The 12,639-nt window shown below is 23.4% G+C and carries 14 protein-coding genes and 1 pseudogene; 9 read left to right on the top strand and 6 right to left on the bottom strand.

Features of this window, described 5'->3' with window-relative positions:
• Positions 1 to 49: 49 nt before the first annotated feature.
• The 4 genes from AAHM95_RS08165 to AAHM95_RS08150 all read left to right on the top strand — a co-directional run bounded on the left by AAHM95_RS08165 (position 50) and on the right by AAHM95_RS08150 (position 2,672).
• Positions 50 to 541 (top strand): hypothetical protein, encoded by a 492-nt coding sequence (locus tag AAHM95_RS08165; RefSeq protein WP_342274616.1) that lies wholly within the window; start codon positions 50 to 52, stop codon positions 539 to 541.
• Between the two features lies 1 nt (position 542).
• On the top strand, positions 543 to 806 hold the full coding sequence (locus AAHM95_RS08160; RefSeq protein WP_342274615.1) for a hypothetical protein: 264 nt from the start codon (positions 543 to 545) through the stop codon (positions 804 to 806).
• Between the two features lie 270 nt (positions 807 to 1,076).
• Complete coding sequence (locus AAHM95_RS08155) at positions 1,077 to 1,280, top strand: hypothetical protein (RefSeq protein ID WP_342274614.1); 204 nt, start codon at positions 1,077 to 1,079, stop codon at positions 1,278 to 1,280.
• Positions 1,281 to 1,433: 153 nt separating this feature from the next.
• The gene (locus tag AAHM95_RS08150; RefSeq protein ID WP_342274701.1) at positions 1,434 to 2,672 is read left to right on the top strand and encodes an IS256 family transposase; all 1,239 of its coding nucleotides are present in this window, start codon (positions 1,434 to 1,436) and stop codon (positions 2,670 to 2,672) included.
• Here the strand turns inward: AAHM95_RS08150 and AAHM95_RS08145 are convergent.
• Complete coding sequence (locus AAHM95_RS08145; RefSeq protein WP_342274613.1) at positions 2,669 to 3,274, bottom strand: hypothetical protein; 606 nt, start codon at positions 3,272 to 3,274, stop codon at positions 2,669 to 2,671. The genes AAHM95_RS08150 and AAHM95_RS08145 overlap by 4 nt on opposite strands.
• A 290-nt stretch (positions 3,275 to 3,564) precedes the next feature.
• Between AAHM95_RS08145 and AAHM95_RS08140 the strand changes: the two genes are divergently transcribed.
• The 3 genes from AAHM95_RS08140 (at position 3,565) to AAHM95_RS08130 (ending at position 4,985) form a co-directional block, all read left to right on the top strand.
• On the top strand, positions 3,565 to 3,891 hold the full coding sequence (locus tag AAHM95_RS08140; RefSeq protein WP_342274612.1) for a hypothetical protein: 327 nt from the start codon (positions 3,565 to 3,567) through the stop codon (positions 3,889 to 3,891).
• Between the two features lie 266 nt (positions 3,892 to 4,157).
• The gene (locus AAHM95_RS08135) at positions 4,158 to 4,424 is read left to right on the top strand and encodes a hypothetical protein (RefSeq protein ID WP_342274611.1); all 267 of its coding nucleotides are present in this window, start codon (positions 4,158 to 4,160) and stop codon (positions 4,422 to 4,424) included.
• A gap of 204 nt (positions 4,425 to 4,628) precedes the next feature.
• Positions 4,629 to 4,985, top strand: a complete 357-nt coding sequence (locus AAHM95_RS08130) for a single-stranded DNA-binding protein (protein WP_342274610.1) — start codon at positions 4,629 to 4,631, stop codon at positions 4,983 to 4,985.
• Here the strand turns inward: AAHM95_RS08130 and AAHM95_RS08125 are convergent.
• Positions 4,972 to 5,280, bottom strand: a pseudogene (locus tag AAHM95_RS08125) (transposase); the annotation flags it as partial. The gene AAHM95_RS08130 and the pseudogene AAHM95_RS08125 overlap by 14 nt on opposite strands.
• 93 nt (positions 5,281 to 5,373) lie before the next feature.
• Here AAHM95_RS08125 and AAHM95_RS08120 point away from each other — a divergent pair.
• The gene (locus tag AAHM95_RS08120; protein ID WP_342274700.1) at positions 5,374 to 6,612 is read left to right on the top strand and encodes an IS256 family transposase; all 1,239 of its coding nucleotides are present in this window, start codon (positions 5,374 to 5,376) and stop codon (positions 6,610 to 6,612) included.
• On the opposite strand, the gene AAHM95_RS08115 is transcribed toward AAHM95_RS08120, so the two are convergent.
• The gene (locus tag AAHM95_RS08115; RefSeq protein WP_342274608.1) at positions 6,609 to 6,911 is read right to left on the bottom strand and encodes a hypothetical protein; all 303 of its coding nucleotides are present in this window, start codon (positions 6,909 to 6,911) and stop codon (positions 6,609 to 6,611) included. The genes AAHM95_RS08120 and AAHM95_RS08115 overlap by 4 nt on opposite strands.
• Before the next feature lie 891 nt (positions 6,912 to 7,802).
• On the opposite strand from AAHM95_RS08115, the gene alaS reads away from it, so the two are divergent.
• A complete protein-coding gene (alaS, locus tag AAHM95_RS08110; protein WP_342274607.1) occupies positions 7,803 to 10,529 on the top strand; it encodes an alanine--tRNA ligase in 2,727 nt (908 codons plus the stop codon).
• 117 nt (positions 10,530 to 10,646) lie between these two features.
• Here the strand turns inward: alaS and AAHM95_RS08105 are convergent.
• From AAHM95_RS08105 to rbfA, 3 genes are all read right to left on the bottom strand, one after another.
• Positions 10,647 to 11,764 (bottom strand): IS3 family transposase gene (locus AAHM95_RS08105; protein WP_338975281.1). Its coding sequence is split into 2 segments (ribosomal slippage): positions 10,647 to 11,494 and positions 11,494 to 11,764, totalling 1,119 coding nucleotides; the frame shifts between segments, so codons are not numbered across the junction.
• A 22-nt stretch (positions 11,765 to 11,786) separates the two neighbouring features.
• The gene (locus tag AAHM95_RS08100) at positions 11,787 to 12,089 is read right to left on the bottom strand and encodes an agmatine deiminase family protein (RefSeq protein WP_342274606.1); all 303 of its coding nucleotides are present in this window, start codon (positions 12,087 to 12,089) and stop codon (positions 11,787 to 11,789) included.
• Between the two features lie 190 nt (positions 12,090 to 12,279).
• Positions 12,280 to 12,639, bottom strand: coding sequence for a 30S ribosome-binding factor RbfA (gene rbfA, locus AAHM95_RS08095; RefSeq protein ID WP_281747920.1), 360 nt, complete (start codon positions 12,637 to 12,639; stop codon positions 12,280 to 12,282).

Below are 12,639 nucleotides of genomic sequence, written 5' to 3'. Positions count from 1 at the left end.
GATGAAAATCACCAAAAATGGGAAAAAATTAAAAACAAGGAGAATAAAAATGGAAACAAATAATTATACTTTAACTAAATTAATTAGAACTGGAATAAGTCCAATTTGTGCAATGATTGGTACAAGTGCTTATTATGGTCAAGTAATTGCAAATCCAGTATTAGGTTCAATTAATAGTTTATTTTTTGGTAAAAAGTTAGGTTTAGATATATGAAATTTAAATCAAAGACCAAATACTAAAACTAAATTAATTAATAGTTCTAAAAAAATATTATTAGGTTTAGGAACAATTGGTTTAGCAAATTATAGTAAATGAACAGAAAGTAATATTAGTCCTATTATTCCAACAACACCAATTCCAATAACTACTACAACTACAACAGAAGGTCCGCCATGATTACTATTAAATAAACAAGAAAATCAGTCATTAATGGACTGAGATACATATATTAGTTTAAATGCTTATGGTATTTCAAATCTTATTAGTGGATTAACTGAGTTAATATCTAATAAGATTTGAAACAATAAGAAAGATTTGTAATATGGCAACTGGTGGATGTTTAATATCAAGTGGTGTAGCAATGGGAATTAATAATGATTTTAATAATGCTTATGCAGTACCTACTATTATTGCTGGTGCAAGTGAAATAATCCATAATTTACTACCTATGGAAACTACAAATCATATTCAAGAAATGCAAGAAACATCATTTAATGATGAAACTGCAAGATTAGTAAATGATAATAGATTCACAATTAATAGTGAACAACTAGTCAATACGGTAGTGATAATATGAGCGAAGTAGCATTAAATCACGATAATGCTTCATTAAATTGAGATTATAATCACATAAGTTTATAAAGGAGGTGAATAATTTATGAATAAAGAAAAAATACTTGAATATTATAATAATGAAATAAAAACATATAAAGAACAAATAGAAGAATTAGAAAAAAACTATCTGTATTAGTAGAAGTTATAAGTAATTCACAATCAATGATTGAAAGAATTAATAAAGGTGAATTTGATGAATAATCAAAAATAAACAATAAATAGTTGAAAGGAAAATATTGAAATGAAAGAATTTTTACATGAATTAATAATTATTGGAACAAGTGTTGGAACATTAATTTGCAGAGAAATTATTGTTTTATTAAAAAGATTTATCACAACTCCAAAACATGTTAGAGCAAATAACAAAATTATCAAACATCAAAAAAAATTAGCAAAATTAAATGAAAAATTAATAAAGAAAATAAATAATAAAGAGGTGATGTAAATGTTAGAAAATGAAAATAATGTTCAACAAACAACTGAACCTTTAACTGAAAACAATGCGGAAATGTTTAGTAATCTGTGTAACTTACAAAAATAACTATGTTTAATTAATTCTAGTAAATATAATTAAATGACTAGAAAGAGTGAGTTACAGATGGCTAAAAAAGATAACTTTAATAATAATGATCCAATATCAAAAGCAGTAGATTTATTACTAGAAAATACTGAAGATTTAACAACAGTTTTTAAACCTGGCGGTTTATATAAAGAATTAACAAAAAGATTAGTTGAAAAAATGTTGAATTCTGAAATGCAAAATTATTTAGGATATGAAAAAAATCAACATAGTACTACTGAAAATGCTCGTAATGGTACAAGTTCAAAAAAATTAATAACTCAACAAGATAAAATTGAAATTGATGTACCAAGAGATCGCAATAGTAATTTTACTCCTATAATAGTTCCTAAAAGGCAAAGAAGATTTGATGGTTTTGATCAACAAGTTCTTTCCTTGTATGCAAAAGGAATGACATTTTCTGACATTAGAATGCAGTTGCAAGAGTTATATCATGGTGCTGATATTAGTGAAAGTGTTATTAGTCAAATTACTGATGATGTTATTGATGATGTTAAAGCATGACAAAATCGACCATTAGAAAGTATTTATCCTATTGTTTATTTTGATTGTATAGTAGTTAAAGTACGACAAGATAAACGGATTATTAACAAATCAGTTTATATAGCATTAGGAGTTGATTTAGAAGGCAAAAAAGATGTTTTAGGATTATGAATTAGTGAAAATGAAGGTTCTAAGTTTTGATTATCTAATTTCACAGAAATGAAAAATCGTGGCTTAAATGATATTCTTATTGCTTGTAGTGATAATTTAACAGGCATGTCAGAAGCAATACAATCAGTTTATCTTAAAACAGAACATCAATTATGCATTGTTCATCAAATTAGAAATAGTTTAAAATATGTTTCATACAAACATCGAAAAGGTCTAGTTGCAGATTTAAAACCAATTTATAGTGCATGTAGTGAAGAACAAGCAATGCAAGCTTTAGAATCGTTTGAAAGTAAATGAAATAAACAATATCCTCAAATTACTAAATCTTGATATAAAAATTGAGATAATTTAATGGTTTTTATTAGTTATCCAGTAGAAATCAAAAGAGTGATTTATACTACAAATGCTATTGAATCTGTTAATAGTCAATTACGAAAAATCATCAGAAATAAAAAAGTTTTTCCTAATGATATGGCAGTTTTCAAAATATTTTACTTGGCAATTGAAAATATAACAAAAAAATGAACATTGCCTATTCAAAATTGAAATACAGCAATTGCTCATTTTATGATAAAATTTGAAGACAGAATTAATCTAAATTAGTAACTTTGTAAAACAAAGATACACAGATTATTAAAAAGCCTCTTATTTATACCATCCATTTTTTTAAAAGTATTTTGATTTTTTTGATATTTATAAACGTTACCTTTAAAACTACTTTCTCTAGTACCTATATAAACATTTTCATTTTTATCAATAGCTATTGTTCATATTTCACCATATATTCCTAATATTGGTTTAAAGTTTGTTTCTCCTGCTAAACATTTATAAAAAGCACCATGTCAAGAACTATTTCTAGTTCCAAGATAAAGATTACTTTTTGTATCAGTTGCTAAAGAACATATTTCACCAGGTATTATTAAATTTATTTTTGGAATTATAATTTTTTTATTATTATTTTTTATTTCTGCTTGTTGTTGAGTTTCTGTTAACTGTGTTTCTAATTCTGTAATTTTATTTGCAAGATTTATAATTATTTTTCTTTTATCTAATGCATCTCTTTCTGATTTTGCATAGAGATCACTTATTTCTTTTAAATCATCAAGAGTTTCTTGTAGTTTTTTATTTAATTTTTCAATTTTGGTTTTATATTTATTATTAGTTAGACTTTCTTTTTCTAATATTTTCTTTTTATTATTTATCATTTTTTAATAAGTACCTCTTTCTTTAAATTAATATAAATATTAATTTTTAATATTAAGATTTACCAAAAATTTGATTTTTTATTATTTAATATCGTAGGTTTAGAAAAAAAATGTAAAATATTGTTAATTAATTTAATTCATATAAAAATTAGTCTTTTTATATTATTTATAAAGTTAAAATAGTAATAATAACATCATATATATATATATATAATTTAATCAATAATATATTACTAGTTTTGTTATAGATTTAAAAAAGTAGATTAATACTTAATTTTGTTGAAACAGTTTTGTATAAATTTAAAAAAATATTAGCAACGACAGCTACTGTGGGAATATCAACAACAGCAACCCTTAGTACAGTTGCATGTGATAATTATTCATTACCACAATTAGACAGTAAATATGCACAATTATTAGGTTGATATGATACTGATGGTAAAAGTTTAATTTTACAAAAATTAAACTATGATAATACATCTGATAGTGAAAAATATTCGGTTATTGCAGATGATCACTTAATGAAAATTAATGATCTTTTTAAAAATAAATTGTTAAGAACAGGTGTACCACCTCATAAATATAGGGCAGAAAATGCTAATGCAGCACATTTTTAAAAGATTTAGGTTTCAAAACTGGTGATGAAATTGGTGTTTATTCAGATGAAGAATATGCTGAAATTGTTAGTTTAACTGTTAGTATTAAAAATACTTTTCCAGGAGAAATTAAAGAAAAATATACCGAAGATGGTTTTGAATTAGAAGCAGGTAAATGTCAAATTGATATTATCAAAAATAATGAAATTTTAAAATCTTATATTATTAATACAGCCGACAATAAGGATTTAGATGTTAGTGAAGAATTTCGAAAAATTTTACCTGATTTGAAACTTTATAATAATCTGGGAGTTAAAAAAGGAAGTTTAGCCTCTGGTTTTAAATTAGAATTTTCACCATATAAACAAAAGCAATGAGAAGCTTTAATTGGTTTATTAAATACAAAAGTTTATACATTTTTTTATGATGCCGCTAAAAATGGTAATAAAATTACTAGATTTATTAATGTTCAGAGAGTGTGATTACAAGTAGATTTTGGGAAAGTAAATGCACTAAAAGATTCAAGAATTGGATCATTACCAGTTTTAGATTAAAACTATATTAACACAATTATATTTTACAAAAAGAGCAGTTGACAATGCTCTTTTTGTGTTAATTAATAAATTATTTTATCTAATCTTATTTTAATATTTGAGTTTGTTGAATTAATTTATTTTTTCTTTTATTCATAAATAAAATAATTTGATATTTTATTTATGAACTAAATTTATAATTATCAAATAAGAGGGGGTGTTAAAATGATAAATAATGTTGTATTAGTAGGTAAATTAATGAATGAACCAGAAATAATACCAACCAGAGAACAAATTCCAACAAAATGAACCAAGTTTATAATGACAGTTGAAAGACCTTTTAAAAATCGTCAAAATCAATTTGAAATTGATTTTATCACTATTAAAACTTGAATAGCTAATACAGAGGAATTAAAAACACTATTAAAAAAGAATGCAATTATTGGTATTAAAGGTAGAATTCAAACATTTGCTAATAAATCTAATGATTTTTACTATACAGAAATTATTGCTGATCGTATTATTTGAGGCTTTTTAATAATCTGTGTATCTTTGTTTTACAAAGTTACTAATTTAGATTAATTCTGTCTTCAAATTTTATCATAAAATAAGCAATTGCTGTATTTCAATTTTGAATAGGCAATGTTCATTTTTTTGTTATATTTTCAATTGCCAAGTAAAATATTTTGAAAACTGCCATATCATTAGGAAAAACTTTTTTATTTCTGATGATTTTTCGTAATTGACTATTAACAGATTCAATAGCATTTCTAGTATAAATCACTCTTTTGATTTCTACTGGATAACTAATAAAAACCATTAAATTATCTCAATTTTTATATCAAGATTTAGTAATTTGAGGATATTGTTTATTTCAGAAATGTTTAGTAATCTGTGTAACTTACAAAAATAACTATGTTTAATTAATTCTAGTAAATATAATTAAATGACTAGAAAGAGTGAGTTACAGATGGCTAAAAAAGATAACTTTAATAATAATGATCCAATATCAAAAGCAGTAGATTTATTACTAGAAAATACTGAAGATTTAACAACAGTTTTTAAACCTGGCGGTTTATATAAAGAATTAACAAAAAGATTAGTTGAAAAAATGTTGAATTCTGAAATGCAAAATTATTTAGGATATGAAAAAAATCAACATAGTACTACTGAAAATGCTCGTAATGGTACAAGTTCAAAAAAATTAATAACTCAACAAGGTAAAATTGAAATTGATGTACCAAGAGATCGCAATAGTAATTTTACTCCTGTAATAGTTCCTAAAAGGCAAAGAAGATTTGATGGTTTTGATCAACAAGTTCTTTCCTTGTATGCAAAAGGAATGACATTATCTGACATTAGAATGCAGTTGCAAGAGTTATATCATGGTGCTGATATTAGTGAAAGTGTTATTAGTCAAATTACTGATGATGTTATTGATGATGTTAAAGCATGACAAAATCGACCATTAGAAAGTATTTATCCTATTGTTTATTTTGATTGTATAGTAGTTAAAGTACGACAAGATAAACGGATTATTAACAAATCAGTTTATATAGCATTAGGAGTTGATTTAGAAGGCAAAAAAGATGTTTTAGGATTATGAATTAGTGAAAATGAAGGTTCTAAGTTTTGATTATCTAATTTCACAGAAATGAAAAATCGTGGCTTAAATGATATTCTTATTGCTTGTAGTGATAATTTAACAGGCATGTCAGAAGCAATACAATCAGTTTATCCTAAAACAGAACATCAATTATGCATTGTTCATCAAATTAGAAATAGTTTAAAATATGTTTCATACAAACATCGAAAAGGTCTAGTTGCAGATTTAAAACCAATTTATAGTGCATGTAGTGAAGAACAAGCAATGCAAGCTTTAGAATCGTTTGAAAGTAAATGAAATAAACAATATCCTCAAATTACTAAATCTTGATATAAAAATTGAGATAATTTAATGGTTTTTATTAGTTATCCAGTAGAAATCAAAAGAGTGATTTATACTACAAATGCTATTGAATCTGTTAATAGTCAATTACGAAAAATCATCAGAAATAAAAAAGTTTTTCCTAATGATATGGCAGTTTTCAAAATATTTTACTTGGCAATTGAAAATATAACAAAAAAATGAACATTGCCTATTCAAAATTGAAATACAGCAATTGCTTATTTTATGATAAAATTTGAAGACAGAATTAATCTAAATTAGTAACTTTGTAAAACAAAGATACACAGATTATTAAAAAGCCTCTTTTCTTCCTCTTTTTCTTCTTTTTCTCCTTCTTCAGTTTCTTTTTCTTCCTCTTCAGTTTCTTTTTCTTCCTCTTCTTTTTCTTCTTCTTTTTCTTCCTCTTCGGTTTCTTCTTCCTCTTCTTTTTCCTCTTCTTTTTCTTCTTCTTTTTCTCCTTCTTCAGTTTCTTTTTCTTCCTCTTCTTTTTCTTCTTCAGTTTCTTCTTCAAATTCATTTATTGTATTATCTATTTCATTATTATTTAGTTTACTTGACATAAAATTTGTCTCCTTTTTATTTATTAATTTGATTTATTTTTGGACTCCTTTTATAGTAATATTTTAATAAAACACAAATTTAGAGTAGAAATTAAATTATTTTTTTGTTTTTTGAAATAATAAATAAATTCAGTTGTTTAAAATTTCATTTTAAAAAAATGAATAGTAATTTAATAGTTATTGTTCTTACAAGGATTAATTTTAATAAATTAATAAAATTTTTAATGCTAGATTTGATTATAAAACTTCAATTAATTATCATTTTTATTTTTTATATTTAAGATTTACTTAAAATATTTTTTTATTTAAAATTATAGATTTAAAAATATAAAAAATGCATTAATATATTAAATTAGTTACTATATTAAATAGTAAGTAATATTGAATTAAATGAATTAATTTTATATAATTTAATGATAAATTTTTATTTTTTAAAAGTTATTCTAAGCAAATCTTAACTAAAGTTTATATCTGAAAAAATGAATATACAATAAAAAAAATACCAGTTAAATTATATTTTTAATTAAATAGAAAAAATCTTTCTTGTAATTTTTATTATATAAAGTTAATAATTAATATTTTTTCTTTTTAATTTATAAAAATATTTCATAATTTTATCTTTTTGCTTGTAATAACTAATATTTATGGTTAATATTAAAATTGAAATTAATATTTATATTAATCTAAATTAGATAAGTATAATTAATAATAATTAGTTTTCAGCGAGAGTGAATAGTGTAAGCACTTAACCATTATTAATTAGAAGCTCCTAATTTAACAATTTTAATCATTAATTAAGCGCATTTACTTTGTAAGTGAATTAGGATGGTACCGCGTTAAAAAACGTTCCTATTTTGATAGGAATTTTTATTATTTTGAGGAGAAATTATTATGTCAATAAAATGAACAACAGATAAAGTTAGAACAACTTGATTAAATTTTTTTAAAAGTTATGATCATCACATTTTAGAAAGTGCATCACTTGTTCCAAATGATGATCCTTCATTATTGTGGATTAATTCTGGAGTTGCTACATTAAAACCATATTTTGATGGACGACAAACCCCAATTGCTAAAAGATTAGCAAATTCACAAAAAGCAATTAGAACTAATGATATTGAAAATATTGGTATTACAGCAAGACATCAAACTTTTTTTGAAATGTTAGGTAATTTTTCAATTGGTGATTATTTTAAAAAAGAAGCTATTATTTGAGGATGAGAATTTTTAACTAGTAAAAAATGATTAAATTTAGATGCTAATTTATTATATGTAACAGTTTTTAATGAAGATGAAGAAACATATAATTTATGATTAAATATTATTAAATTACCAAAAGAACGTATTATTAAAGGTACAAGATCTACTAACTTTTGAGATATGGGTCAAGGTCCTTGTGGTCCTAATACTGAAATTTATTATGATCGTGGTATTAAATATGATCCTAAAAATATTGGTATTAAATTATTAAAAGATGATATTGAAAATGATCGTTATATTGAAATTTGAAATATTGTTTTTTCACAATTTAATAATGATGGCAAAAATAATTATACTGATTTACCAAGAAAAAATATTGATACTGGTGCAGGATTAGAAAGACTAGTAGCAATTTTACAAGATGTGCCAACTAACTTTGATACTGATTTATTTCAAAATATTATTCATGAATGTGAAAAATTGACAAATTTTCGTTATGATATTAATAATTATTTTACACAAGAGATTAAGCAAAAAACTATTAATACTGCATTTAAAATTATTGCTGATCATATTCGTTGCTTAGTTTTTGCAATTAGTGATGGTGTTTTTCCTAGTAATAAAGATCGTGGTTATGTATTACGAAGATTGATTAGAAGAGCTGTTGTATATGGACAAAAACTTAATATTAATGAACCATTTTTGTTTAAGTTAGTTTCAATTATTATAAAAGTTATGGGTCAACATTATCAAGAATTACATGAAAAAGTCGATTTAGTAACTAATATTATTAAAAGCGAAGAATTAAAATTTTGAACAACATTAATAACAGGAAAACAATTATTATTACAAGTTATTAGTGATAATAAAAAAGTAGATGCAACTGCGGCTTTTAAATTATTTGATACCTATGGTTATCCTATTGAATTAATATTAGAGATTGCAAATGAAGAAAATGCTACTGTTGATTTAAAAGGTTTTCAAAAGTTATTGGATAACAGTAAAGATAATACAAGAAAAGTAAGAATTAATCATCAAGCATTAACAATTCAATCTTCATTACTAACTAATTTAAAAGTTCCTTCAACCTTTGTTGGTTATGATAAAGAACAAATAAATACAAATATTGTTTTTATGTTTAAATCAGAGCATGAGGTAAAATTTTTAAAAAATGAAAAAGGTTATTTAATTTTAAATGAAACACCTTTTTATGCAGAAAAGGGGGGACAAGCATCTGATGATGGCATTATCACAGGAGAAAATGGAACGGCCTCTGTTATTGATGTACAACAAGGACCACAAAAACAGCATATTCATCAAGTGGAAGTAAAAGGTGAATTAACACAAACAGAAATTGTTGAAGCACAAATTAATAGTTCACATCGTTTTTATACAAGAAAAAATCATTCAGGAACTCATTTATTACATGCTGCTTTAAGAAAATTATTAGGTTTACATGTTATGCAATCTGGAAGTTTTAATAATTATCAATATTTACGATTAGATTTTAGTCATTATCAAATGTTAACTTTAGAACAAATTATAAGTATAGAACAACAAGTAAGTAAATGAATTAAAGGTAAATATCCTTGTGAAATTATTTATTGTACATATGAAGAAGCAATCAAAATTGGAGCTTTAGCTTTTTTTGGTGAAAAATATGAAGAAAAAGTTCGAGTAATTAAGTTTGGTAATTTTTCAATTGAACTTTGTGGGGGTACTCATTGTTATAATTCACAAGAAGTAGAACAATTATTAATAACTAATGTTGAGTCAAAAGGATCTGGTTCTTATCGAATTCATGCTTTAACATCATTAAAAACTATTAATGAATACTTAACACAACAAATAATGATGATTAAAGAACAAAGAAATAGTTTATTTATTCAATATCAAAAAAATAAAGATAATTGTATGCAAGAAGAAGAAATTGAAAAAATATATGATACTATTAATAATTTAAAAGTGGTAGCTGCTGATTGAAGAAAAGGAAAAATGTTATTACTAGAATTACATGGTTTATTTAAAAAATGACAAATTAATTTTGAAGAATTAAATCGTCAGAAGATAGTGAAAAAATATTTAACTTTAGTTCCAAAAAATGAAAATAATTATAAATTATTAATTGCAAATTTTGAAAATTTAGATATTAAAACATTAAGAGAAATAATTGAACATTATCGTAATCAATATCAAAATATTATTATTATTTTTATTAATAAAATTAATAATCAAGAATATTTAGTATTAGTTGCTTCAAGTAAAGAATTGCATAATAATAAACAGTATCAAAGTAATAATATTTTACAAAAAATATTAAAAACATATAATGGTAAGGGTGGTGGTAGCCCAATCTTAGCGCAAGGGAAGATTGATAAGTTTATTACAGAAAAAGAAATTAATAAAATTATATATTAAACTTAATACTTATATGTATTAATTTATATAAATATTATGATATACAATAATATATGTTCAACGTCAATAATTTTTTACAATCATATATAACATTTGGAATGGCAACCCTTTTTAGGACTATTTTTTGGTAGACATTTGTTTTTGATAACTAATTGGAGTTAGGTAGTTTAGAGTACTGTGAATTCTTATGTTGTTATATCAATTGATGTAATCAAATAATTCTAATTTTAATTGGATTAATGATGTAAAATTTTTATCATTAATAAATTCAATTTTGAAAGTTTTAAAAGTTGCTTCAGCAACAGCATTGTCATAAGGACATCCTTTTTTGCTTAAAGATCGAGTTATGTTGAAAGCTAATAAAAGTTTATCAATAGTTTTATTATTGAATTCATTACCGCGATCAGTATGAAATATTTCAATATCTTTTAAACAGTGATTTGATTGCATAAATGCTTGATATACTAATGATGCATCTTTTTTAACTCCAACACTATGTCCAATAATTTCGCGGTTAAATAGGTCGATTAATAGGCAAATATAGTTTCATTTACCATTAACTTGAACATAAGTTAAATCACTAACAATAACTTCATTTTTAATTCTATTATTAAAGTTTCTATTAACAAGATTGGTTATTTGACTATCATTGACTTTATTATGATAATTTTTGAATGATAATTTAGTGTATTTTGATATTAAATTATGCTTATTCATAATTTCTTTAATTTTTCTGCGTGATAAATAAATTTCTTGGTTTGCTAGTATGACTTTTAATCTTCTAGTACCATAAACTTCTTTATTTTCTTTAAAAGCACTAATAACAGCTTGTTCATAAATATTATTTTGAATTTTATTTTTTTTCTTTAAATTAAAATAATATGTTGATTTAGAGAGTTTTAAAAAATGACACATTGTGCGAATTTTATATTTAGATTTATTATTTGCAATAATCTCTACTTTCTGCCTATTATTAGTGCTGCTTGCTTTAAAATATCAATTTCCATTCGTAACTGTTTTAATTCTTTATTTGCTTGAATTAATTGTTTTTCTAAATCTGAAAGATTATCTTTAGTTTTAAAACTACCTGAATTAGTAAATTGCTTAATTCAATTGTAAGTAGCTGCTCTTGTAACATTGTATTCTTTAACAAGGCAAGATACTGATTTGCCACTTTGATATAAAGCTACTATTTGTTTTTTAAATTCATCTGAATATGAGTTAATAGTGACCATAATTATAATTCCTTTCTTTTAACTAATTTGTTCACTTGTCTATGTAATTAGTGTCCAATAAAGTGTAACCCATCCAAATTGTAATATTTTTATTTAATAAATTTCTAGCATTATTAAATTGATTTTTACTAACAATCATATTTACATGTTCATGTTCACTAATAATATTAGCAAGTTTACTTATTTTTTCTTGTGCTGGTTTAGCGCCTAATCTTCAATTATCGGTTCTTTCTGGTCATACCATTCAACATTGTTGATGTTCTAAAAATTCAGGAATAACATAAAAATCATCACTATTTGGTGTTGAATAAATTTTTTGTGCCATTAATAGTAGCTTTCCTTTCTTACTTAGTAGCTACTGAATAATTCCCTTATTTTATTGATGATTCCTTTTTTTATTATACTAATAATTTTATTTTTTTAAATAGTGTTTTATAGTAATTATTAAATAATTATTATAAAAAAATTTTAAATTTAAAAAAATAAAATGAGATTTATAATCTCATTTTATTTTTTTATTCATTTGAAGAATTATTATTTTTGATATTTTTTAATATTTCTTCAATGTTTTTAACTCTAGTGTTGGTATTATCATATTTAAAGCGTAATTCTGGAACTTTATATTTATTACTTGTTTTAGCAAGTGCGCTTCGACAAAAACCTTTCGCTTTTTCTAAAGCAGTACTAATGGTTTTAATATCTAAATTATCTAAGTAAACTGTTCAATAAATGGTAGCATAACTGTTATCTTTTGTTATTTTTACATTAGTAATAGTGATATCTTTGAAAAGAATATTTTTTGATTCTTTTTTTAATATATTAGTAATTTCTTTTTTTAAGAAACTTTCTTGTTGTTCAAATTTAATGATAGACAT

The sequence above is a fragment of the Spiroplasma endosymbiont of Phycita roborella genome, from assembly GCF_964031195.1.
GTDB lineage: Bacteria > Bacillota_I > Bacilli_A > Mycoplasmatales > VBWQ01 > Spiroplasma_E > Spiroplasma_E ixodetis_A.
The sequence above is the reverse complement of the archived record's forward strand: the minus strand, read 5'-3'. Positions and strand labels throughout refer to the sequence as shown.